This window comes from Nonomuraea sp. NPDC050022 (genome assembly GCF_044460705.1).
In the GTDB taxonomy this organism is placed as follows: Bacteria; Actinomycetota; Actinomycetes; order Streptosporangiales; family Streptosporangiaceae; genus Nonomuraea.
On sequence record NZ_JBITKE010000001.1, the window covers coordinates 227490 to 249853 of the forward strand.

Here is a 22364-nt window from a genome sequence, read left to right on the forward strand (position 1 = left end):
GCTACTGATCAGAAGGTTGCTCGTCGGTTCGGCTCCAGATCTGCGTGCATCGGGGGAGGTCTTCGATGCCGCCGCCTTCCGGGATCATGCCCCAGAGGAAGGGGATCAGGTATTGCGGCGGTTCGCCCAGGAGGTCGGGCAGTTCGTCCTCCGTAACGGTGAGGGTGAATGGCGAGCCCTGTTGGCCGGAGTTCCAGCCCCGTTCGAGGGCTCGCTGGACACACCCGGCGACGAGGACGGGGCGGATGGTGATTGTTCGCTCTCCTTGCCAGTTGTCCGGCCGGGCGCAGGGGAGGGACACCACAAGAACGTTCCCCGGCTGCTCGGCTCGCTCAACTGTGAAGGTGAGAGGAGACCAGTCGTCGCCCTGGCGGTGGGTGGGCTTGTGTCGGACTCGCCAGCGGAAGGCGGTGTCGCCGACGGTGATGAGCCGTGATCCCTTCTTGGGCATCGCCACAGCGGCCTCCACGCTCCGTCCTGGTCCGTTGCCGCTCCGTCGGAGTACCGGAATCGGCTTGCTGCGAGCGTACGAGAAGTGATGCGAGACGTCGGAAGCATAACCGCCGCTCATTCACGCTTATGTCGATCGTGAACGCGAACAGCTCTGTTTATACTACGTTGAATGTAGTACGGTCTTGCCGGTGAGGCCCATAGGGCTTACGAGAGAACAGTGGCGTACCCGGAAGGACGAAGGATACTGATGCCTACGAAACTTGCTGCCCTGGCAAGCACGGCCATGGTCGCTGGCTCGCTGATGGCGGGGGCCACGTCGGCCGATGCGGCCGGTCCTTGCGGCAGTGGGTACAGCAGGGTCGGCGTCTACGCCATCCCGGAGACCGGTACGAGGGTGGGCACTCTGGAGGTCCACTACAACTCCAGCTCGAACAAGAACTGCGCCCTCACCTACGGCTACGGCTCCACGGCGGGGACCACCACCTGGAAGTCGGTGAAGATCATGGTTGCTGGTGCTGGCTGGTGGGCCGACGTCGACGCGGGGAATTATCCGCAGTACGCCGGGCCCGTGTACGTCTCGGCTCCCGGCAAATGCATCACTGTCGAGGCGGGCGTCAAGAATGAATCTCGCCTCTTGTCTGGTGTGCACTGCGGCTGATGATGCCCTGGGCGGGACCGCTGACGATCGCAAGCGGTCTCGCCCGCATGTCCGCCCCGGTGGATCGTGCCCGGTTGACCGGCGGATAGGACGGCTGACCGTGGGCAGCCGGCCCATGTCTACGGCCAGCGCGCCGCCGCGTAGGGGTCCCAGGAGAGAGCGGCTCAGTGCTCCTCCACGGGTACGCCGGCGCTGCCGAAGAAGTCGACTATGGCGCGGGGCGAGTCCGGGGCGAAGCACATGTCCAGACCTTGGGCGGACCCTTCGGCCGAGGCGGTCGCGCGGGGGAACATGGCCGTCTCGTACTGGGTCAGCGCGGCCTCCACGTCGTCCCCATGGGCGACGATGGCCAGCGCCAGTTCGGCGCCGTCGAGCAGGGCGAGGTTGGCGCCCTCGCCGGCGTACGGCGACATCACATGCGCGGCGTCGCCCACCAGCGTCACGCCGGGGGTTCGGGGCCAGGAGTGGCCAGTCGGCAGGGCGTAGATCAGTCGCGGGACGATCGTGTCGTCACAGTTGCGGATGAGGTCGGTCAGTTCGGTGCTCCAGCCGGCGAACTCCTTGAGCAGGGCTTCGCGGGCCGCGGGCGCGTCGGACCAGTCGACGCCGGAGGTGGTCGTCCAGTCCTGCGGCACCCGTAGTGAGGCGCCCAGGTGGATGTCGGTGCCGCCGTGGCCCATCAGGGCCTTGTCGTCGGACAGGGCGAACATGCTGCCGGGACCGACGACAGCGGCCGATTCGGGGTGGCGTGTCGTGACATCGGTGATTTGCAGCTCCAGATAGGAGATTCCGCAGTATTGCGGGGTGGCTGGCGAGACCAGGGGGCGCACCTTGGACCAGGTGCCGTCCGCGCCGATCAGCAGGTCGACGGTGGTGCTGCCGCCGTTGGCGAAGGTCAGCTCGGGTCGGCCGTCGGCGAGCCGCCGGGCCGTGGTGACCCGGTGGTCCCAGGCGATACGGCCGGGGTCGAGGGACTCGATGAGCAGGTTGCGCAGTGCGGCCCGGTCGATTTCGGGGCGCCCGCCATAGCCGCCCTCGGGCTCGTGGTGGATGAAGACTGTGCCCGTCTTGTCGAGGATGCGCAGGGTCTCGCCCTGTGGTTGGGTGAGCCGGCGGAACTGCTCGTAGAGGCCGGCTTCGCGCAGCGCGTACTGGCCGGACTCCTCGTGCATGTCGAGGAAGCCACCCTGGCCGCGGGCATCGGCGGCGGACTCACCCTCGTACACGGTGGACTCGATGCCGTGCATCTGCAGGACGCGTGCCAGGACCAGACCACTGAGGCCGGCGCCGACGATCGCGATGGAAGGTGCGGACATGCTGGGCTCCTATACGGGAGGGGTACGGGGGATGGCGGCGAGGATGCCGTCGACCAGGACGTGGAACGCCCAGTCGGAGCGGCTGGCCCCGTCGCCCGAGATGAGCTCGTCGCCGAGTCCGGCGATGTTCGGGTAACGAGCTGGATCTGCGGCGGCGATCTGCGCGCCCAGTGCGGAGAGGTTGGCGGCCTCCTGGGCCGCCGATCTCGGGCTGTGCTCGACGGCGGCCGCGGTCGGATACAGCAGCAAGAGATCGAGGCCCCACGCCGCCGCCCGGCCGGTCACGCCGCCTTCGCCGAGCACGGAGAGGACCGCCTCGACCAGGGCCATGTAGTTGGGGCCGCTGGGCTGGGTGGAGAGCGCCATCCTGGCGATATCCGGATATTGGAACAGCACGTCGCGGTAGCTGTTCAGCAGGGCCTTGAGGCGGTCGCGCCAGGTCCCGGCATCGGGCGTGGGCACCGTGATCGAGCCGAGCAGGGCGTCGAGGATCTGGGCGTGCAGGTCCTCGGTGTTGCGGACGTAGACGTAGAGCGAGGCGGGCCCGGTGTCGAGGGTGGTGGCGATACGGCGCATCGTCACCTTGTGCAGGCCCTCGTCACGCATGATCGTCAGCGCGGCGTCGATGATCCCCTGCCTGGTCAACGCGGGTTTGGCCGGGCGTTCCCGTCGGCTGGGGGGAGGCTGCCGCTGGGCGCTGTCGTTCGTGCTCATGAAGAGCACGGTATCACGAACATGTTCGTAACGAACATGTTCGTGCATGGCGTTGGTGTGTCACCCGGACGGTGTGGCCGGCTCACAGAAGTACACTTCCGGGAAACGTACTTCTGTAATTCGAAGGAACCCGCCTCTACCAGGGCTGATGTCTGGGCGTTGTTCAAGCTTCAGAGGAAGCACCGGCTATTTCGCGAGGCAGCCCCGATCGTGGCCGACGCGAAATCAGGTCAGCTCAGCCCGTACAGCCGCTTCAGATCCACGAGCACCGTGTCGGGGCGAGAGCCCGCTGCCTCGACGAGGTCGGGAGTGAATCCGGTGGCGGAGAACAGGGCGATGACCGTCTCGGTCGTGCCCCGGCCTTCCCGCGTCAGCAACTGGCGGATGGCGTCGAGGCGTTCGAGGCCGGGGAGTCCACGGCGAGCGAGTGTCGCCTTTGCCGCACCGATCAGGCGGACGCGGTCACCGTCGGTGGCGAGCACATCGATCTGTGCCGCCGGTCGGAGGGGGTCTACTTGGCGAGGATTCGTACGTCGCCCGTGCCGCTCCTCGCGACGATGGTCCGGTCGCTCTCCGTGCTCTTGATCTCCGATCGCTCGCGTCCGTCCTGGCTCTTCGTCGTGACCCGGTAGGCCCCGTCGGGTACGGTCGCCGTCACCCGGCCGTCCTTGGACAGGAGGTCCAGGTTGGAGGGGGGTGTGGCAAAGGACAGGTCTATGGCGCCGGTGTTCGAGCGGACGCGGACGTCGGGGGATTTGAGGCGTTCGCCGGTGATGGTGGCGTCGTCGCTCAGGAGGCGGAGCTTGCCGGAGGTGTCGTACGCCTTGATCGAGCCGCCGTTCGAGACGTCCACGTCCTGGGTGAGGTTCTGGAGGATGATGCCGTCGTCGTCCCCCTCGACGACGAGGCGCGTCCCCGGTGGCACCTTGACGTGGTAGCGGGCGCCGCAGTCGCCGAAGACCACCGTGCAGTTGGCGCTCAGGCGGAGGGTGCCGTCCCTCAGGGACCACGACGCGTTGCCCTCGTTGGTCGCCTTGCCGCGGAGCCAGCGTTCTACCTGCACGGTCGCGCCGGTGCCGGGCATGATGCGGAGGCCGCCGAGTGAGGACTTGATGGTGAGCTGGGGGCCGCTGTAGGGGAAGGATTGGGCGGCGTGTACCTCTTTGGCGTCCAGTTCTATTGAACATCCAGTCAGTGCGATGAGTCCGGTCAGCCCCGCCAGCGCTAAGGCGGTCAGGGGTGCCTTGGGTGTTGCCGTGATTCGCCTCATGTGGCGATCGTGGCTTGGCAGCCGGGCGTCGCCATCGGCCATTCGACTGATTGGGCATCCGCCGTTCGGCCGCCTTCTATACATACTTCGTTGAACGGTGTATCTTGCTATGCCATGATCAAGAGATCCTCTCTGGCACTCGTGGGGCTCGGCCTCGCCGCAGGCTGCGCCGCCGCCCCGCCGGTGGCCCCGGCTGTCGTGAGCGGCGGTAAGACCGACCAGCCCCGGCAGATCCAGACAGTCGTGGCGGACTGCATGAAGCAGCGCGGCTTCAAGTACGTCGCCTGGGTCCCGGAGGTGAAGATCTCCGAGGATGCCGACAAGGCCTATCTGGGCGACTACGAGGCGATGAAGAAGGAGCGCACGGAGCAGGGCTTCGGGGTCTTCGTCGACTTCGTCCACCCCGAGCAGCGGGAGAAGCGTGTCCTCTGGCGCGAGTCGGACAGCCCCAACTTCGGCATCAAGAACCAACTGTCGCCCGCCCAGCGGGTCGCCTACAGCAAGGCGCTGAACGCGTGCAGATCGCAGGGGCTCCAGCGGGTCACCGGCAAGGTCGTCAACTCCGACGAGGACCAGGCCAAGCAGGAGAACGAGCTGATCGCCCAGCGGCTGGACCGCGACCTCAACGCGGACCCCAAGCTCGTCGGCCTGGCCTCGGCCATGGGCGACTGCCTCAAGGGCAAGGGACACCAGGTGGCCTCCCTCAGGCCGGTGGACATGAGTCAACGGGGTGGCGAGGAGTTCGAGGCCCAGAAGAAGCGGATCGCCCTGAACGATGACATTCCCGATAAGGGGCTGCCCGCCGGGCAGTACTACGAGCCGCGTATTCCAGTGGGCACCGCCCGGCAGTACCTGAGCAGGGAGATCAAGGCCGCGCTCGACGACCTGGAGTGCGGCAAGGACTTCTACGCCGCCTACCTGCCCAGGAGCATGGAGATCGTGCGGCGGGTGGAGGGGGAGTTCGGCAGCGGCGGCTACAACAGCTGACGTCCCCAAGCCTCCAGGCCCCAAGGCCCTGACGGTATAGGCGCTACAGGGCCGCCAAGAGCTTCGTCACATGTGACAGCGGATCCGCGCCGAACGGTCGTACCGCCACCGTCTGGGCGCCCGCCGCCCACATCTGCCGCACCACGTCGGCGGCCTCCGAGGCGGAGCCCCTGGCCATGACGACCTCCTCCGGCCGTACCTTGAGGAACCCGGCCTGTTCCACGGCGACGTCCCAGGTCGCCTCGCGCGCGTCGGGGCCGATGTACAGGTGGATGAAGGTCACCACCTCGTGGTCTGCCGGGGCGCCGATGTGGCCCACGAGGGTGGGGAGCTGCTCGGGGCTGAAACCCTCCGGGAGGATCGTGCCCTGCGCCACCCGGCCCGACAGGGCGAGGGAGCGGGGGCCGAGGACGCCGGCCAGGACCGGAGGCGGTTCGGCGGGCGGGTGGACCAGGGAGACGCCGTCCAGGTGTACGGAGCGGCCGTGCAGGGTCACCGTCTCGCCCCGCAGGAGGCTGCGGACCGAGGTGATCGTCTCCTCCAGCAGCGCCAGAGGTGACGGGGGCGCGACGCCCACCTGGCGCATCCAGTCACGTACGCCGTGGCCGATCCCGGCGGCCAGGCGGCCGGGGTGGAGGCGGGCCAGGTTGGCCAGCTCCATGGCCAGGAGCATCGGGTTGCGCAGGGGAGCGGGCGTGATGCCGATGCCCACGCGCAGGCGGGACGTGGCCGCCAGGGCGGTGGCGGCCGAGGAGATGGCGCCGGTCCAGCCCAGGTCCTCCACCACCCACAGGTCGTCGACCGTCGTGCCGTCCAGCTCCTTGGCGAAGGGGATCAGCTGCTCCGGCGGCAGGGCGCGGTCGAACATGACACCAAGTTTCAAGATCTCCTCCAGTAATAGCGGAAAAGCCGGCCGACCTCCGCATAGCCCGCGCGCAGGAACGCGTTGGCCGTGGGGGTGTTGCCCACGTCCGTGGCCGCCACGATACGTTCGACGCCCGTCTCGGCCAGCGTCGCGGTGCCCTTGGCCAGCAGGTCGTTGACGTAGCCGTGGCCCCGGTGCTCCGGCACCACGCCGATGTAGGCGATGGAATGATCGTCCGGCGCCACCAGCCCCACCGGGTCGTCACCCACGTAGCCGACGACGAACCAATCGGGCTTGCCCTTGCGGTTGACCAGGTCGTCGTACATCCATTGGGCCTCGTGCTCGGCACCGGCCGTGGCCAGCTCCACCTGCGTGTCGTAGTCGAGCGACCCTTCCGAGATGCGTACCAGCAGGTCGAGTATGGAGGCGGCGTCGAGGCCGCGGGCGGGGCGGTAGGTCAGCCGGCCCGGATCGACCGGTATGTCGCTTCCGGCCGCCCATTCGAGCATGAGCCGCTCGACCTCCATCGCGAACCCGGCGCCGAGCAGCGCCTGGTGTTCGACGGCTCGGTCGACGAGCGGGGTGAGGCCGGGCTTGAGGGAGATGTCGTGGATGATCTTGTTCAGGCCCATCTCCGACAGGCCGCGGCGCAGCAGGCCGGCGGCGCGGTCGGGGTCGGGGCCGGGCTCGAACTGCCAGGTGATCACCGGATCGGCGCCACGGTAGGGCGCCCAGAACGCCAGCCGCGCCGGGCCATCCGTGAAACACCACTCCGGCCGCGTCTTGCCCTCGTCGAAGGCCGTGGCCAGTTGACTGCGGGCAGGCTCGGGGAACTGATCGAACAAGGTCAATGGCTCCCTACGAGACCGCTGGAAGATGCGCGCCGAATGTCATGAACATCCTTTAGCACACATCGCTCGATCTCAGGCCGCCGCCCCGAGCGCCGCCCGTGCCTCCAGCAGCGATGAGCAGGTCTCGAAGTGCCGGTCGAGGTTCGTGATCGTCAGCAGATGACTGATCATGCCCGGGGCGAGCACCAGGACGAGCCTGCCGTGCGCGTGCTGCACGTGGTTGTGGGTGGCCACCAGCACACCCAGCCCCACGGAGTCGCAGAAGGGCACGTCGGTCAGATCCAGCACCAGTTTCGGGGGGTCCGCGGAGGCCAGCACCTGGTCGAGCGCGGCCTGGAGGCGCGGGGCGCCGGCCACGTCGAGATCTCCGACGGCATGCAAGACAGTGAGCGGTTCCTCTCGCCACGACCTGACCACCATGGCTGTCACGTGCCCGAACGGCTGGCAGATATGCCTATTTCTTACATATGTTCTGGGTCGCCGTTTTGGTTACAGGCGTAGTTGTGGGCTGGGCGCTTGGGGTGGTCGAGGTCTTCACTTTACCGATCTTCGGCTGGTCGCTGCCGACGATCACCTCGATGCCGTCCTCGTCCATCTGGACGAGATCGGCGCCGGGGATGGCCGCGGCGACCGTGCGGGCGGAGTCCTCGCGACCGGGCCCATAACGTACGACCGTCTTCTTGTAGTCCTTGCGCTTGGTGTTGCCCGGCGTGCCGGAGACGTGGAACCCGGCGGCGACCAGCGCCGTCTTGGTGCGGGCGCCGAGGCCGGTGATGAGCGTGCCGTTGAGCACCTTGAGCGCGATCCGATCCGGCGGAATGGTGGGTTTGGCAGACGACGAGGCGGACGAGCTGGGGCTGGGGCTGGGCTTGGACAGGTCCTCGTCGGCCTTGATCTTGGCGAACAGGTCACGGGAGGCCTGCTTGTCCCAGAGCACCGCCGACTCCCCGGTCGGCGCCTTGAAGTCCACGTTGGCCAGCGGCACGTCGGCGAACTTCACGTTGTCCAGCGAGACGTCCCTGAGCTGGGTGGCCAGCCCGATCAGGTCGTCGTCGGGATCGACCTTGATCGTGCTCAGCGTGGAGTTGACGAACGAGTTGAGCCGGGCCGGGTTCGCCAGTGTGCTGGCGCTGAGCGCGCGGTTCAGCAGCGCCGAGATGACCTGCTGCTGCCGGTCGATGCGGTCGAGGTCGGAGCGGGCGGTGGCGCGAGTGCGGGCGTAGCCGAGCGCCTGTACGCCCTTCAGCTCGTGGGTGCCGGCCGCGAGGTCGAGCCCGGCCTTGGGGTCCTTGATCGGCACGGGCGTGCAGACGGTGACGCCGCCGAGGGAGTCGACCACGTTGATGAAGCCGAGGACGTTGACCTCGATGTAGCGGTTGATCCGCAGCCCGGTGGCCTGCTCGACGGTCTGGCGGGCGAGCTTGGGGCCGCCGAACTGGTAAGCCGAGTTGATCTTGTGATCGCCCTTGCCGGGGATGGTCAGCCAGGTGTCGCGCGGCAGGCTCACCACGGTGACCCTGCTGTGGTCCTCCGACAGGTGGATCACCATCATGGTGTCGGTGCGCTGGCCCGACTCGCGGCCCAGCTTGAGCTCGTTCTGCTGCTTTCGGGTGAGGTCGTCGCGCTTGTCGACGCCGACGAGCAGGATGTTCATGGCGCCGCGGGGGGCCGCCTCGGTCACGCCCGCGTCGACCGTGCCGATCCGCTTCGGTGTCGCCCACACCACGCCGGTGCCGGCCAGGACGCCCACGGACAGCACACCCGAGAGGATCAGATTCCGGCGCCGGGCCTTGGCGCTCTTGAGCGGCCTGCGCGTGCGCCTGCCCACGAGCTTGACGCCGCCGTAGGCGTCGCCGCCCACGTGCACTCCAGCGTCCTCCTCGCCCGGGTCGCGCATGCCCTGCCCCCCTCGTGCCACCGCGGGATTGCCGTCCTCCCCTGCTCGTACAGTAGCGTGAGCCCCGCCATGAAGCAGTTCCCCGACTCGCCGCACGCGCCAGCGGAGACGCACGGCTGGCCGCCCATCTCCGTCGTCATGCCGGTCCTCAATGAGGAGCGGCATCTACGCGAGGCCGTAGATATGGTCCTCGCCCAGAGCTACCCAGGTGAGATCGAAGTCGTTCTCGCCGTGGGGCCCTCACATGACCGTACCCAAGAGGTCGCCGACGCCATCGCGGCGGCCGACCGGCGGGTGACCGTGGTGCCCAACCCCACAGGTCGCACGCCCAACGCGCTCAACGCCGCCATCGGCGCCTCCCGCAACGGCATCATCGCCAGGGTCGACGGGCACGCCATGCTGCCCTCCGACTACCTGCGCGTCGCCGTGGAGACGCTGAGGGAGACCGGCGCCGACAACGTCGGCGGTGTCATGGCGGCCGAGGGCATCACGCCGTTCGAGAAGGCCGTCGCGTGCGCGATGACCTCCAAGATCGGCGTGGGCGCGGCCGCCTTCCACGTGGGCGGCACGGCGGGCCCCGCCGACACCGTCTACCTGGGGGTGTTCAGGCGCGCGGCGCTCGACCGGGTCGGCGGCTACGACGAGCACTTCCAGCGGGCCCAGGACTGGGAGATGAACCACCGCATCCGCCAGACCGGCGGGCTGGTCTGGTTCCAGCCGCGCATGCGGGTCTCCTACCGCCCCCGTCCCAATGTGAAGGCGCTGGCCAAGCAGTACTTCCACTACGGGCGCTGGCGCCGGGTGGTCTCGCGCACCCACGAGGGCACGATCAACCTGCGCTACCTGGCGCCCCCCGCCGCGGTGCTGGCGATCGTGCTCGGCCTGCTCGTCTCGCCGTTCTTCCCCCTCGCGCTGATCGCGCCCGGCGGCTACGCCGTCGCGATCGTGGCCGGGTCCGTCCTGACCGGCAGCGGGCTGCCGGGGGCGGTGAAGGCCAGACTGCCGATCGTGTACGCCGCCATGCACATGTCCTGGGGCTGGGGCTTCCTCACGAGCCCGCGCAGACTCGCTCGACCATCGCGCTGAACCTGGCCGGCCCTTCCGGAAACTCCGGCCTGAGCGGGTCACGCGTCGTTCAGGCGCACGTCTATCACTTGCCCGGTCAGGTCGGAGATGAGGACGTCCAGCGAGGTCTGGGCAACCGCACGCGGTGAGAGCAGGGTGTGCGGAGGCTCTTCGCCGAACGCGCGCTCGCGCGTGGGCGTGCCGGTGCGCTCGGGGTTGACGCAGTTGACCCGGATGCCGTCGGGGGCCCATTCGTCGGCGAGCGCCTGCGTGAGGTTGACGACGGCGGCCTTCGTCGAGGAGTAGAGGCTGTAGTCGGCCCGTCCCCTGGTGTAGCTGGAAGAGGTGTAGAGCAGCAGTCGGCCCGCGCTCTCGCGCAGGTACGGGTAGGCGGCACGGGCCACGTTGACCGGGCCCAGGTAGTTGACGCCCACCGTCTCGGCGATGGTCTCGTCGGTGACCTCGGCGAGTTTGCCCACGTGCAGCACGTCCGCGGTGTTGACCACGTAGTCGATCCGGCCCACCTGCGCCAGCGCCTTGGCCACCTGGTCGTAGTCCTCCACCCGCACGCCGTTGTGGGTGCGCGAGAAGGAGTGCACGCGGGCGCCGTGGCCGGTGGCCAGCTCGACGACGTCGGCGCCGACGCCGGAGCCGCCGCCGAAGACCACCATGGTCCGGCCGTCGAGCGCCTCCCGGTAGTCCCTCGGGTCGGGAACGGGCGCGCTCGTGGCGGCCAGCTGGAGGAGCTTGTCGGCGATGTACACGTCGACCGGATGGGTGATCTTCATGTTGCTCTCGCTGCCCGGCACGATGTGGATCGGGACATCGGGCAGGTAGCGCAGCAGCACGCCGCAGTCGTCGGTGGCCGGCCGCCGGTCGAAGTCGGGGTCGGCGAAGGCCCGCTCGTACGCCTCGCGGATCAGCGACAGGCGGAAGCACTGCGGCGTCTGGACGCGCCGCAGCCGGGATCGGTCGGGAATGTCGTGGATGGTCTCGCCATGGGGTCCGGAGGCGGCCACCACGACGGTGTCGGAGCTCGGGATCGCCACGCCCACGGCCGAATGCGTCTGCAGGGCCCTGACACACTCCGTGATGATCCGGGGCTCCAGGAGGGGCCGTACAGCGTCGTGCAGGAGTACGTTGCACTCCCTCGGGCCCAGGGCCTTGAGCGCGCGCCACGTGCTCTCAGGGCGGCTCGCACCGCCCTCGACGATCTGGCTGACCTTGTCGAAACCGCCCCTTTCCACGATCTCCTTGACCGTGTCGGCGTAGCCGGGAGCCATCAGCACCACGACCTCGTCGATGTCCGGCGAGCCGTTGAACAGGGCGAGCGTGTGCTCCAGGATCGTCCTACCGGCGATCTTGATGAGCTGCTTGGGGGTGTTGAGCCCGACACGCTGACCCACGCCACCTGCCAGGACCACCCCTACCGAGCGCAGCCGAGATTCCATAGGGGGAGCGTAACGGTCCGGTTCCGTGATATCGCGTTGCCCTGTCGCTACGCTGTGTCCACGCACTCCCTCGCGACCGGGAGGAGACCTGCGCCGTGACCGATTCACTGACCCGCGAGAGCACGACCACCTCGGTGGTGCTGCTCGCCACGACGCCCGCCTGCAGACTGTCCTGTGCCGACGGCACACTGCTCGACCGGCTCAACGGCCAGCTGGCCGAGCTGTCCGTCCTCGACGTCCAGGTGGTGTCGCCGAACGACGGGCTCGGCGGCCTCAGCACCGACCTGCGCGGCGTGGCCAAGCTCGCGCGCGCCGCGCCGGGGACCCTGGTCGTGCTGCCCGCCGACCTCGTCACCCACACCGAGGCACTCTCGCTGCTCCTGGAGCACCCCAAGCGCGACACGAGCGCCCTGGTCTCCTACGACGCCACCGCGGCGCCGATGCGGCCGCCGGTGCGGGTCGAGGGCGGCAAGATCGTCGCGGCCGGCAGCTCCTTCCACCTCGTGCCCGAGGCCAACGCCACCTTCCGCGGCGTGCTCCAGGCCGGTCAGGCCGACCTGATCGCGCTGGCCGACGTCGCCGAGGAGCTGGCCGACCTGGCCGAGACCGGCAAGCTCGGCCCGGTCACCACCGTCGAGGCGGTCGACCTGCTGCTGGTGGGCCTGGTCAGATCGGGGGTGAAGGTACGCGCCGCCGGGATCGGGCAGCTCCACTGCGACCGGGTGACCGGCCAGGTCTCGGCGGACACCGCGGTCAGCAGGCTCGCCGACGTCGACGAGTCCCAGGTCCGCCTCGACACCTCGGTCAAGGCGGACGACGGCTTCGTCAGCACTTACCTCGTCTCGTCCTGGACCCGCCATCTCATCCGCCCTGCCGCCCGGCTGAAGCTCACGCCCAACGCCGTTACCGGCATCTCGATCGGCCTGGCCGTGCTGTCGGCGGTCTGGTTCGGGGCGGGCAACCGCGGGGCGCAGCTCGCCGGGGCCGGGCTGCTCTACCTGTCGTTCGCCTGCGACTGCCTCGACGGCCAGCTGGCCCGCTACACCCGCGCCTTCACGCCGCTGGGCGCGTGGCTCGACAGCATGGCCGACCGGCTGAAGGAGTATGTCGTCTATGTGGGGCTCGCCTTCGGCTACGCCGCCGGGCTGCCGTTGAGCGAGGGCGGCCCGGACGGCATCTGGTATCTCGCCGTCGCCGCGATGATCCTGCAGACGGTACGGCATTCGATCAACTACTCCTTCGGGGCCAGTGTGGCCGACGCGAACCGGGCCGGCGCCCTGGGCGCCAAGCCGGTGAGCTCGCTGCTCAACTCGGCCGAGGGAGAGCACCACGGCGTACCCAAGCCGGGAGTTCTCCGCCTGGCGCACCGCATGGAGCGAGAGAAGGTCCTCCGGTGGATGAAGAAAGCGATCGTGTTGCCGATCGGGGAGCGGATGGCGCTGATCGCGATCACCGCCGGCGTGTACAACGCCCGGGTCACCTTCGTCGTGCTCCTCGGCTGGGGCGGCGTGGCGACCCTCTACCTGCTCCTCGGCCGGATCGCGAGGTCCGCGCGATGACCTCGGTGCAGATGACGCCCGTGCCGAGCAGCAACGTCGTGGCCTACCGCGACGACGGGCCGCTGTCGCGCGGCATGGGCGCGCTCGTGTCCGGGCAGCTCCCGCCGCTGCCCCCGCTGATCGCCGGGGCGTTCGTGATCGGCGTGCTGCTGCTGATCGGCGTGGCGGGGTCCGACGGGCTGGCGGTCTTCGCGCCGGCCGTGACACTGCTGCTGGCCGGGCCGGGCAGCTCCCATCCGCATGACGGCCGCATCGACTGGCTGGTACCGCCGATCCTGCGGTTGATCGAATACACCTTCATCGCGGCCTGCGGCTTCGCCCACGACGTGCCGCCGGTGCTGATCTTCGTGCTGCTCGGCGCGCTGGCCTTCCACCACTACGACCTGATCTATCGCCTGCGTCAGCGCGCCTATCCGCCGCCGTGGCTGAGCACGTACGGGCTGGGCTGGGAGGGGCGGATGATCGTGATCTCGCTGGCGGCGATCGTGGGCGTGGTGACCGGCGGGTTCGTGCTGCTCGCCGTATATCTGTGGGCCCTGTTCGGGTGGGAGAGCCTCACCTGCTGGCTCGCCACCTCTCCCTCAGGGGTGGCCGCGACCGCCACGGAAACGCGAGACTAACGGTCGATTACCCGGTGAGGGCCAAAAGCCAACTAACCTTTGGGTCCTACGGAGTAGATGCTCGACTGAGGAGTGCACGTTGCTGGGAATGGTGCTGGCCGCTGGAGCCGGACGACGCCTGCGACCGTACACCGACACGCTGCCGAAGGCATTGGTGCCGGTCGACGGTGAGACCACGATCATGGACATCTCGCTGCGCAACCTCGCCGAGGTGGATCTGCGCGAGGTCGTGATCGTCGTCGGTTACGCGGCGCAGGCCGTACACGAGCGGAAGGACGAGCTGGAGAAGCGACACGGCGTCAAGCTCACCCTCGTGCACAACGACAAGGCCGAGGAGTGGAACAACGCCTACTCCCTGTGGTGCGCGCGCGACTACTTCGCGCAGGGCGCGCTGCTGGTCAACGGCGACACCGTGCACCCCGTCTCGGTCGAGAAGACGCTGCTGTCGGCGCCCGAGACCAGCGACATCCTGCTCGCGGTCGACAACGTGAAGCGGCTGGCCGACGAGGAGATGAAGGTCACCCTCGACGGCGACGACCTCAAGCGGATCACCAAGCTGATGGACCCGGCCACCGCCTACGGCGAGTACATCGGCGCCACGCTCATCCGCCCCGGCGCCGCCGAGCGCCTGGCCGACGCGCTGCAGGCCACCTTCGAACGCGACCCGCAGCTCTACTACGAGGACGGCTACCAGGAGATGGTCGCGCGCGGCGAGCGGATCCACGTCGCGCCCATCGGGGAGGTCGACTGGGTCGAGGTGGACAACCACGACGACCTGGCCAAGGCTCGTACCATAGCCGTTCGCTACTGAGGAGGCGGGCATGCCGCTTCTAGCGCGGATGCTGCCCGCGCCCCTGGCCATCATGGTCAGGCGGGGCGCGGTGGCGGAGCTCGGCGCATTACTGGCCGACACCCGGGTGGCGACCTCCGGCCGGGTCGCCGTCGCCGTGGGCCCCGGGCAGGGCGACCACATCGAGGGCCTGATCGCGCCCACACTCGGCGAGGCCGAGGTGTTCAGGGTGTCCGACGGCTCGGTCGACGCGGCCGTCTCGCTCGGCGCCGACCTGCGCAAGGGCGCCTATGAGGTGGTCGTCGGCGTCGGCGGCGGCAGGACCATCGACGCCACCAAATACGCCGCCTCGCTGGCGGGCATCCCGATGGTCGCCGTGGCCACGAACCTCTCCCACGACGGCATCTGCTCGCCCACGGCCTCGCTGGTGTACGAGGGCGGCAAGGGCACGTTCGGCGTGCCGATGCCGCTGGCGGTCCTGGTCGACCTCGACTTCGTGCACAGCGCTCCCGAGTCGCTGGTCCGCTCGGGGGTCGGCGACGTGGTCAGCAACCTGTCGGCCATCGAGGACTGGCAGCTCGGCAACGTGGAGCGCGGCGAGCCCATCGACGGGCTGGCCTGCTCGATGGCCCGCATGGCGGCCGAGGCGCTGGTCGGCCGGACCGACTCCATCGAGTCCGATGCCTTCCTCACTGTTCTGGCCGAATCGCTGATTCTGTCGGGCATGTCGATGGTCATCGCCGGGTCGTCTCGGCCCGCGAGTGGTGGAGACCATGAGATCCTTCATGCCGTGGATCAGCTCTTCCCCGGCACCTCCAATCACGGCGAGCTCGCCGGGATCGGTGCCGCCTTCTGCTTCTTCCTCAGGGAGGACGCCGCCCGGCTCAAGCAGGTCACTGACTGCCTGCGACAGCACGAGCTGCCCGTCGTCCCAGCCGACATCGGCCTGAGCGGCGAGCAGTTCGCCGAGGCCGTCACGCTGGCGCCCGCCACCCGTCCCGGCCGCTACACGATCCTGGAGCACCTGCGCATGTCGGAGTCCGAGGTCCGCGATCGGGTGGGGGACTATGTCCGGGCCTTCGGTCGCTGAGATCCGGCGGGTCGCCCAGCCCGCCGGACACCTCGAGCGCAGAAACGGTGAGCATTGGGCCGGCGTGCTCTACATGCGCCGGCTGTCCATCTACGTCACCTGGCTGACGGCCAAGACCTCCATCACGCCCAACCAGCTCACCTGGGTGATGACGCTGGCCGGGATCGTGGCCGGGGTCGTGCTGGCCCTGCCGGGCCTGTGGGCCGCCGTGGGCGCCGCTCTGCTCGTCCAGGTCTATCTGCTGCTGGACTGCTCCGACGGTGAGCTGGCCCGCTGGACGGGCCGCACCTCGCTGGTCGGCGTCTACCTCGACCGCGTCGGCGCCTACTTCACCGAGGCCGCGCTGCTGATCGGGCTGGGCTGGCGGACGTCGGCCGTGCTGCCCGACTGGTACACCGTGCTCGGCGTCGCCGCCGCGCTCGGCGCCATCCTCATCAAGGCCGAGACCGACCTCGTGGACGTGGCCAGGGCCAAGGGGGGCCTGCCGAGCGCCACCGAGGCGTCCGCGGGGCAACTGCGGTCCGGGCTGCTGGGGCTGGCCCGTCGGGTGGTGGGGGCGACGAAGTTCCACCGGATCGTGCAGCCGATCGAGCTGTCCATGCTCGCGGTCGTGACCGCGGTGATCGACGCCGTCGCGGGCGATCTGCTCGCCTCGCGGGTGTTGCTCATCGCCTGTTTCGTGGCCGCGGTCCTGCAGACCGTCCTGCACCTGGTCAGCATCCTGGCATCGAGGCGGCTTGCGTGAGCACACATCGGAACCGGCGGGGCCCCTCGCTCGTCGTATTGATCGGACGTCCGCAGTTTGGCGGGGGTTCACCTTTGGTTCCGATACGCTTGGCTCCACCAATATCAGGAAATATGCATACCAGCAGACTCGGTGATCATGAAAGAATGCTCCGCCCGTGTTCTCGACGCGTCAGGACGATGACCCGTTGAAGATATCGTGCGTCATCCTCACCATGGGCAACCGGGTCGCGGAGCTGAACCGGGCGGTCGAGTCCGCGCTGCACCAGATCGACGGCGACGTCGAGGTGGTGATCGTGGGCAACGGCGCCGACGTGCCCGAGGTGTCGGCGACGCCACCCGTGGGCTCGTCCGCGACCGTGAAGACGGTCCGGCTCGAACGCAACACCGGCATCCCGGCCGGCCGCAACCGCGGCGTCGAGGAGTGCTCCGGTGATGTCGTGCTGTTCCTCGACGACGACGGCTGGTACGCCAACCAGAAGGTCGTCTCCCACGTCCGTGACCGCTTCGCCACCGAGCCCGACCTCGCGGTCATCTCCTTCCGGGTGATGGACCCCGAGGGCGGCATCGGCCAGCGGCGCCACGTCCCGCGCCTGCGTGCGGGCGACCCCGAACGATCCTCGCCGGTCACTACCTTCCTCGGCGGCGCCTCGGCGATCCGCCGCTCGGCCTTCCTCCAGGTGGGCGGTCTGCCTGAGCAGTTCTTCTACGCTCACGAGGAGACCGACCTGGCCTGGCGGCTGCTGGGTGAGGGCTACCGGATCGAGTACGACGCCGAGACGGTCATGTACCACCCGCAGGTCCCGCCGACGCGGCACGCCGATTTCTACAGGATGAACGCGCGCAACCGGGTGTGGCTGGCGCGGCGCAACCTGCCGTGGCCGCTGGCGGTGCTCTACCTGCTCGACTGGGTGGTGCTGACGCTGATCAGGGAGCGCCGGTCCGGGGTGGCGATCAAGGCGTGGTTCACCGGGTTCTTCGAGGGGCTGCGGACGCCGGCCGGCGAGCGCCGCCCGATGGCCTGGCGCACCGCGTGGCGCATGGTGAAGCTGGGCCGCCCGCCGATCGTCTGAGGACCGGTCAGTCCTCAGACATCTGATGACTGTTGATAGCCTACGTGGATGGATCCTGTTGCCGGTGGGCCCGTTCTGCGTGCCGTCGAGGTCGATGTGGTGCGTGATGGCACCTCCCTGTTGCGCTCGATCTCTCTGACGGTCGGGCAGGGCGAGCATTGGGCCCTGCTGGGGCCCAATGGGGCCGGGAAGAGCACGCTGCTGGACCTCCTGGGGGCGGTGAAGCACCCCACGCGAGGGGTCGTCGAGGTCCTGGGGCATCGGCTCGGCCGGGTCGACATGCGCGAGCTCCGCTCCTTCCTGGGGCACGTCAATCCACGGCATTCGCTGGAGTCCGGCCTCCGGGTGCGCGACCTCGTGCTGACCGGGGCCACCAACACCATCGAGCTCGTCCCTCGCTGGCAGCCCACCGCCGAGCAGGAGGAGCAGGCCCTGCGGCTGATCGGGATGATGGGGATGGCGCGCAAGGCCGAGGCACGCTGGCCCTACCTGTCCCAGGGCGAGCGGGGCCGGGCGCTGATCGCGCGGGCTCTGATGCCCAGGCCGCGACTGCTGCTGCTCGACGAGCCCGCCACCGGGCTGGACCTGGCCGCCCGCGAGCAGCTGCTGGCCAGCCTCGACGTGCTGCGCCGGGAGCATCCGGCGCTGGCCACCGTACTGGTGACCCACCATCTGGAGGAGCTGCCCGCCAGCACCACCCACGCGCTGCTGCTGCGGGAGGGCGAGTGCATGGCGTCGGGGCCGGTGGACGAGGTGCTGACCACCGACCTGGTGAGCAAGTGCTTCGACCACCCGGTGCGGATCAGCCGCGTCGACGGACGGTGGAGCGCCCGGGCCTAGATGGCCATCGCGTCGCCGAAGGTCATGGCGGCGTGGGCGACCGTGGTGGTGAGCAGGGGGCGCTTCGGCAGGCCGAGCTCGCTCAGCTCCTTGGCGATCGGGTGGTTGCCCAGGCGGATCAGCGCGCCGCCGGGCCGTACCCGGACACCCCGGGCCGTCACCGACCACGGGACGCGCCGCGTCACGCCCTCCCGATGCGTGAAGGCGTCCAGCGGGACCAGCGCGCCCGCGCCCGGCGCGGGCAGGCCCGGTCTGAGCAGCAGGTCGAGCACCAGCCGCCCGTCCCTGCGCAGGACACAGCGTTTGTACGCCGAGTCGAGCCGCAGGTCGATGTCGGCCAGCTCCTTCGGAAAGCCCCAGATGCGGCGGCCCGCGTCCAAGGTGAACTCCTGATCGACCGGTAGCCAGTGGATGAACACCCCGGCCCGCCGCAGATCGCCCAGCCCGACCGATTGCGCCACGCCCGGCGGACGCACCAGGAACGCCACGCCGACCTCGTGGTAGGCGTCCAGATCGCTCTCCCGGTAATCGACGAACACCAGCACGCAGATGGCCTTGCCCGGGAACACCTCGGCCACGTCCAGCCCCGAGTAGGCGATCACCGCCCTGGCGGCGTCGGCCCGTACGGGATACATGACGCTGCAGACCGTGGCGTCTCTCACCTGGACGGGCATGCTCACCGTGCGGCCCTGGATCAGATGCGAAGACATGAGTCCAGTACATCAACCGGAAAGCCGTGTGACCATTCCTGCCCCGATCGCGTCTGCTCTGTTGTGACAATCGCAAGAACGCGGAGGGCATCATCATCGAGGAGCTGTACCGAGAGCACTGGGCGCTCGTGTGCGGGTTCCTGTTACGCCGCACCCGCGATCCCCACCTCGCCGAGGACCTGGCCCAGGAGACATTCGTCAAGGCGACCCGGGCGCTGCTCGGCTGGCGCGGCGAGAACGCGGCCGCCTGGCTGCTCACCATCGCCCGCAACGTCCTGGTCGACCACGTCCGGCGCCACCGCCGCGAGCTGGCCCTGCCCGACCCCGACGAGCTCGGCGTGCCCGCGCTGCACGCCGAGTCGCTGGCCGTGCGCGATGCCCTGGAGCGGCTGCCCGAGCAGCACCGCAGGCTCCTCGCGCTGGTCTACTTCGAGGGCTTCTCGCTGGTCGAGGTGGCCGCGATGACCGGCAAGAAGCACGCCACGATCAAGACCGCCGTGTGGCGGGCCAGAGCCGCCTTCGCCGACATCTACGGAGTTCCGCATGACTGACGATGATCTGCTGCCCATGCCCGACTTCGACCGTAAGGCGACCCGCCGGGCCGTGCGGCGGGGCCTGACGCGTACGGCCTCGATGGTCCTGGCGGCGCTGGTCGTCCTCGTCTTGGTGGCGACGGTCGGCTCCAGCCTGATCCAGCGGCGCGGCGACCGGGAAACGCGCATGGCGGACGTGCTCGGCACCGCCTTCAAGATCTACAACCCCGGCTATGACATCGACGTCCGGGAAACGGGCGCCACCACGCCGCTGTCGATGTCGTTCACCGTTTCCGTCAACCCTGTACGGGCCGTCGGCGGGTTCGTCGCCGGCTTCGGCGGCGCGGAGCACGTCATCACCCAGGACTTCTTCGGCCACGTGGGCAGGCTGCCGCTCGGCAACGGCGCCAACACCACCTTGAGCAGAGCCCTGAGCGAGGTGAGCACCGGCAGCCAGCCCAAGGTCTACAGCCGTAAGGTCCTCGCCAGGCTGCCCGAGGGTCTCAACGCGCTGGCCGTGATCGAATTCGCCAAGCCGCTCACCACCGACGAGCTCATCGCCTTCACCGCCAGATACCGGGGCAACGTCGACAAGGTGGTGTATGAGCGGCGCCCCAGTTCGATTCCCATCACGTGGGGCGGGATGACGAGGTGGGACAGAGCCCCGATGCCCGAACTGACGGCCAAGAAGGATCACCAGATCCTGCCCGATGAGGCGATCAAACTGGACCTCGCGAACTTCCGCCGCTGGGTGGGCATCCTCAAGGACTACGACGACGACAACCTGCACGACTTCGACCTGAGCCTGGCCCGTCTCCGCAAGGCCGCGAACGACGGTCTGGCCTACGCCTATGTGGACTCCCTGGCCACGATCGGCGAGCTGCGGAAGACCATCGAGGACCCGCTGGTCCAGACGGTCCGCCTGGCGGACGTCACCTACGACCTCGAAGGGCCCTAGACGGAGGCCGCGCGGAGGTGCTCGGGGAAGGTGACGTCGGTCAGCTCCTCGGACACGGTCCACCGGCGGCGACGGCGGCGAGGCCGATCCCGCTGTTGGCGCCGGTGACCACGGCGGTGCGGCCGGTCAGGTCGGGGAGGCGGGTGGATGTTTTCGTCATGCTCTCAATGTATGCAGCGATAACAATGTAGTCAATGACAATAATGTAAACACCGCTCACTCCGGGCTAGGCTGAGAGGCATGAAGACCCGGCCTTACCACCACGGAGACCTCCGCGCCGCACTGCTGACCCACGCCGAGCAGACGCTGCGGACGAAGGGGCCGGGGGCGCTGTCACTACGCGAGCTGGCCCGTGAGGCCGGGGTCAGTCCGGCCGCGCCGAGCCGCCATTTCACCAGCAAGCAGGCCCTGCTGGACGCGCTGGCGCTGGAGGGGCACGAGCGGCTGGCGACCGCGATGACCGAGGCTCTGGAGCGGGCCGACGGCTCCTTCGCCGACCGGCTGGCCGCCCTCGCGGGCGCCTACGTGGGCTTCGCCACCGCCAACGCGGCCCTCCTCGACCTGATGTACTCCTTCAAGCACGACACCACCGCCTCCGAGCAACTGATCGCGGCCAAGCAGCGCCTGGAGACCCTGACCATGGAGCTGATCGAGCACGGACAGCGCCGGGGAGAGGTCCGCGCGGGGCCGGTGGATCGCGTCAGCCTGCCGGTCATCGCCACTCTGCAGGGCCTCGGCGCGCTGGCGGTGAGCGGCGCGATTCCCGCCGAGCAGATCGAGCGGAGCCTGGGCGACACGATCGCGTTCATCCTGCGCGGCAGCGCGCCACCGGCCGCCGACACACCGAGTGGTCCTGCCGCATCGATTCCTGGGGGCCGACCGCCTCAAACCCCCGGTCGGCCCCCTAGACGGCCAGGGAGTGGGCGGGCACGCTGACGCCGGCCCACCTCTCCATCCTGGCCACGAACTCCGCCGCGTGATCGGGCCAGTGGTGCCGCAGGCGGGCCTCCGCGTGGCCGCGCGCCCCCAGTGCCGCCCGCCGCGCGGGGTCCTCCTTCAGATCGAGTACGGCGTGTACGAGCGCGTCCACGTCGAGCGGCACCACGAGCCCGCACCCGACGCGCTCGGCCATCGAGCCATGCGGCGTGGTGATCACCGGGAGCCCCCGGCCCATGTAGTCGAGGATCTTGGTCGGCGTCCTCGGACCGGTTTCCTCCGACAGGGCCAGGCCGGCCAGGGCGCCCTCGGCCATGCGCAGGGCATGGCGGTTCGGGACGTACCCGAACCAGTCGAGCAGCCCGACCCGCTGGGCGTCCCGCAGCAGCGGCCGGATCTCACGGTCGCTGGCGCCGATCAGGTCCATCCGGATGCCGTGCGGGACGAGCCGCTCGGCCAGCCCGATGAGCTCGGAGACGCCGCGCTCGGCGGACAGGCGCCCGATGTGCACCACCCTGCTGTCACCAGGAGGTGAAGGCTCCGCCGACACCAGGGTGGCTTCCGGCACCACGGCGGAGGTGATCACGTGGTGGCGCCGTTCGGCCCGGGCCATCTGCCTGGCGGTGACCTGCTCCCGTACATCCCAGACAATGGGCGGGTGGTGGAAGGGCAGGGCGTGCAGCAGTCGGTGGTCGTGCAGCATCAGCAGGTCGGCGCGCTTGAGGCCGCGTCGGAGCGCCGCCCGCGCCCGGCCGTAGCCGGCGTCGCGCGGCACGTCGATCGCGGTGACGCCCATCGCGGGCGTCACGTTGTAATAGGTGAAGGGCGCGACGTAGGTCACCTCGTGGCCCGCGTCGAGCAGCGCCCGGATCTGCCGGTGCATGATCCGGGCGTCCTCGGGATGGTGGACGGTGGTGGCGACGCAAACCCGCATGCGGTCGATGCTGCGCGGTCACCCGGTCAACGGCGTAAATGCAGGGGGAA

The 22364-nt window shown here is 69.2% G+C and carries 25 protein-coding genes; 13 read left to right on the forward strand and 12 right to left on the reverse strand.

Annotated features, from left to right (window positions below; all coding sequences use genetic code 11):
• Nucleotide 1 precedes the first annotated feature (1 nt).
• Nucleotides 2-469: a hypothetical protein gene (locus tag ACIBO2_RS01030; RefSeq protein WP_358550741.1), complete on the reverse strand. Its 468-nt coding sequence runs from the start codon at nt 467-469 to the stop codon at nt 2-4.
• Between the two features lie 231 nt (nt 470-700).
• On the opposite strand from ACIBO2_RS01030, the gene ACIBO2_RS01035 reads away from it, so the two are divergent.
• Nucleotides 701-1111 carry a hypothetical protein gene (locus ACIBO2_RS01035; protein WP_358550743.1) on the forward strand — a complete coding sequence of 137 codons (411 nt, stop codon included), beginning with the start codon at nt 701-703 and terminating at the stop codon, nt 1109-1111.
• Nucleotides 1112-1275: 164 nt separating this feature from the next.
• Here ACIBO2_RS01035 and ACIBO2_RS01040 read toward each other — a convergent pair whose 3' ends face one another.
• The 4 genes from ACIBO2_RS01040 to ACIBO2_RS01055 all read right to left on the reverse strand — a co-directional run bounded on the left by ACIBO2_RS01040 (nt 1276) and on the right by ACIBO2_RS01055 (nt 4411).
• A complete protein-coding gene (locus ACIBO2_RS01040; RefSeq protein WP_358550745.1) occupies nt 1276-2427 on the reverse strand; it encodes an NAD(P)/FAD-dependent oxidoreductase in 1152 nt (383 codons plus the stop codon).
• A 9-nt stretch (nt 2428-2436) separates the two neighbouring features.
• The gene (locus tag ACIBO2_RS01045) at nt 2437-3141 is read right to left on the reverse strand and encodes a TetR/AcrR family transcriptional regulator (protein ID WP_397294707.1); all 705 of its coding nucleotides are present in this window, start codon (nt 3139-3141) and stop codon (nt 2437-2439) included.
• Nucleotides 3142-3371: 230 nt separating this feature from the next.
• Nucleotides 3372-3623 (reverse strand): hypothetical protein, encoded by a 252-nt coding sequence (locus tag ACIBO2_RS01050; protein ID WP_397294709.1) that lies wholly within the window; start codon nt 3621-3623, stop codon nt 3372-3374.
• Nucleotides 3624-3652: 29 nt separating this feature from the next.
• Nucleotides 3653-4411: a hypothetical protein gene (locus ACIBO2_RS01055; protein ID WP_397294711.1), complete on the reverse strand. Its 759-nt coding sequence runs from the start codon at nt 4409-4411 to the stop codon at nt 3653-3655.
• 114 nt (nt 4412-4525) lie between these two features.
• On the opposite strand from ACIBO2_RS01055, the gene ACIBO2_RS01060 reads away from it, so the two are divergent.
• Entirely contained in the window at nt 4526-5398 is an 873-nt protein-coding gene (locus ACIBO2_RS01060) for a hypothetical protein (RefSeq protein WP_397294713.1), read from the forward strand.
• Nucleotides 5399-5441: 43 nt separating this feature from the next.
• Here ACIBO2_RS01060 and ACIBO2_RS01065 read toward each other — a convergent pair whose 3' ends face one another.
• From ACIBO2_RS01065 to ACIBO2_RS01080, 4 genes are all read right to left on the reverse strand, one after another.
• Nucleotides 5442-6281 (reverse strand): LLM class flavin-dependent oxidoreductase, encoded by an 840-nt coding sequence (locus tag ACIBO2_RS01065; protein WP_358550753.1) that lies wholly within the window; start codon nt 6279-6281, stop codon nt 5442-5444.
• The gene (locus ACIBO2_RS01070) at nt 6278-7114 is read right to left on the reverse strand and encodes a GNAT family N-acetyltransferase (RefSeq protein ID WP_358550755.1); all 837 of its coding nucleotides are present in this window, start codon (nt 7112-7114) and stop codon (nt 6278-6280) included. Before ACIBO2_RS01070 ends, ACIBO2_RS01065 begins: the two co-directional genes overlap by 4 nt.
• Nucleotides 7115-7186: 72 nt before the next feature.
• Complete coding sequence (locus tag ACIBO2_RS01075; protein WP_358550946.1) at nt 7187-7534, reverse strand: STAS domain-containing protein; 348 nt, start codon at nt 7532-7534, stop codon at nt 7187-7189.
• A 34-nt stretch (nt 7535-7568) separates the two neighbouring features.
• Entirely contained in the window at nt 7569-9011 is a 1443-nt protein-coding gene (locus tag ACIBO2_RS01080; protein ID WP_358550757.1) for an LCP family protein, read from the reverse strand.
• A gap of 69 nt (nt 9012-9080) precedes the next feature.
• On the opposite strand from ACIBO2_RS01080, the gene ACIBO2_RS01085 reads away from it, so the two are divergent.
• The gene (locus ACIBO2_RS01085) at nt 9081-10097 is read left to right on the forward strand and encodes a glycosyltransferase family 2 protein (protein WP_358550759.1); all 1017 of its coding nucleotides are present in this window, start codon (nt 9081-9083) and stop codon (nt 10095-10097) included.
• A gap of 38 nt (nt 10098-10135) precedes the next feature.
• On the opposite strand, the gene ACIBO2_RS01090 is transcribed toward ACIBO2_RS01085, so the two are convergent.
• Complete coding sequence (locus ACIBO2_RS01090; RefSeq protein ID WP_358550761.1) at nt 10136-11527, reverse strand: bifunctional cytidylyltransferase/SDR family oxidoreductase; 1392 nt, start codon at nt 11525-11527, stop codon at nt 10136-10138.
• A 95-nt stretch (nt 11528-11622) separates the two neighbouring features.
• Here ACIBO2_RS01090 and ACIBO2_RS01095 point away from each other — a divergent pair, with 95 nt between their 5' ends.
• The 7 genes from ACIBO2_RS01095 to ACIBO2_RS01125 all read left to right on the forward strand — a co-directional run bounded on the left by ACIBO2_RS01095 (nt 11623) and on the right by ACIBO2_RS01125 (nt 18243).
• Nucleotides 11623-13086 (forward strand): CDP-alcohol phosphatidyltransferase family protein, encoded by a 1464-nt coding sequence (locus tag ACIBO2_RS01095; protein WP_358550763.1) that lies wholly within the window; start codon nt 11623-11625, stop codon nt 13084-13086.
• Nucleotides 13083-13706 (forward strand): DUF5941 domain-containing protein, encoded by a 624-nt coding sequence (locus tag ACIBO2_RS01100; RefSeq protein ID WP_358550765.1) that lies wholly within the window; start codon nt 13083-13085, stop codon nt 13704-13706. Before ACIBO2_RS01095 ends, ACIBO2_RS01100 begins: the two co-directional genes overlap by 4 nt.
• Nucleotides 13707-13785: 79 nt before the next feature.
• Nucleotides 13786-14517 carry a phosphocholine cytidylyltransferase family protein gene (locus ACIBO2_RS01105; protein WP_357647960.1) on the forward strand — a complete coding sequence of 244 codons (732 nt, stop codon included), beginning with the start codon at nt 13786-13788 and terminating at the stop codon, nt 14515-14517.
• A gap of 28 nt (nt 14518-14545) precedes the next feature.
• Complete coding sequence (locus ACIBO2_RS01110; RefSeq protein WP_225296080.1) at nt 14546-15586, forward strand: iron-containing alcohol dehydrogenase family protein; 1041 nt, start codon at nt 14546-14548, stop codon at nt 15584-15586.
• Entirely contained in the window at nt 15564-16331 is a 768-nt protein-coding gene (locus ACIBO2_RS01115; protein ID WP_358550767.1) for a CDP-alcohol phosphatidyltransferase family protein, read from the forward strand. Before ACIBO2_RS01110 ends, ACIBO2_RS01115 begins: the two co-directional genes overlap by 23 nt.
• A 187-nt stretch (nt 16332-16518) precedes the next feature.
• Nucleotides 16519-17403, forward strand: a complete 885-nt coding sequence (locus ACIBO2_RS01120) for a glycosyltransferase (RefSeq protein WP_358550948.1) — start codon at nt 16519-16521, stop codon at nt 17401-17403.
• A gap of 48 nt (nt 17404-17451) precedes the next feature.
• Nucleotides 17452-18243, forward strand: a complete 792-nt coding sequence (locus tag ACIBO2_RS01125) for an ATP-binding cassette domain-containing protein (RefSeq protein ID WP_358550769.1) — start codon at nt 17452-17454, stop codon at nt 18241-18243.
• On the opposite strand, the gene ACIBO2_RS01130 is transcribed toward ACIBO2_RS01125, so the two are convergent.
• A complete protein-coding gene (locus ACIBO2_RS01130; protein ID WP_357948963.1) occupies nt 18240-18953 on the reverse strand; it encodes an acetoacetate decarboxylase family protein in 714 nt (237 codons plus the stop codon). The genes ACIBO2_RS01125 and ACIBO2_RS01130 overlap by 4 nt on opposite strands.
• A gap of 104 nt (nt 18954-19057) precedes the next feature.
• Between ACIBO2_RS01130 and ACIBO2_RS01135 the strand changes: the two genes are divergently transcribed.
• From ACIBO2_RS01135 to ACIBO2_RS01145, 3 genes are all read left to right on the forward strand, one after another.
• On the forward strand, nt 19058-19504 hold the full coding sequence (locus ACIBO2_RS01135; RefSeq protein WP_357949494.1) for an RNA polymerase sigma factor: 447 nt from the start codon (nt 19058-19060) through the stop codon (nt 19502-19504).
• Complete coding sequence (locus tag ACIBO2_RS01140) at nt 19497-20444, forward strand: hypothetical protein (RefSeq protein WP_358550771.1); 948 nt, start codon at nt 19497-19499, stop codon at nt 20442-20444. Before ACIBO2_RS01135 ends, ACIBO2_RS01140 begins: the two co-directional genes overlap by 8 nt.
• Before the next feature lie 240 nt (nt 20445-20684).
• Complete coding sequence (locus ACIBO2_RS01145) at nt 20685-21380, forward strand: TetR/AcrR family transcriptional regulator (protein ID WP_397294720.1); 696 nt, start codon at nt 20685-20687, stop codon at nt 21378-21380.
• On the opposite strand, the gene ACIBO2_RS01150 is transcribed toward ACIBO2_RS01145, so the two are convergent.
• Entirely contained in the window at nt 21349-22314 is a 966-nt protein-coding gene (locus ACIBO2_RS01150) for a glycosyltransferase (RefSeq protein WP_358550775.1), read from the reverse strand. The genes ACIBO2_RS01145 and ACIBO2_RS01150 overlap by 32 nt on opposite strands.
• Between the last annotated feature and the right edge of the window lie 50 nt (nt 22315-22364).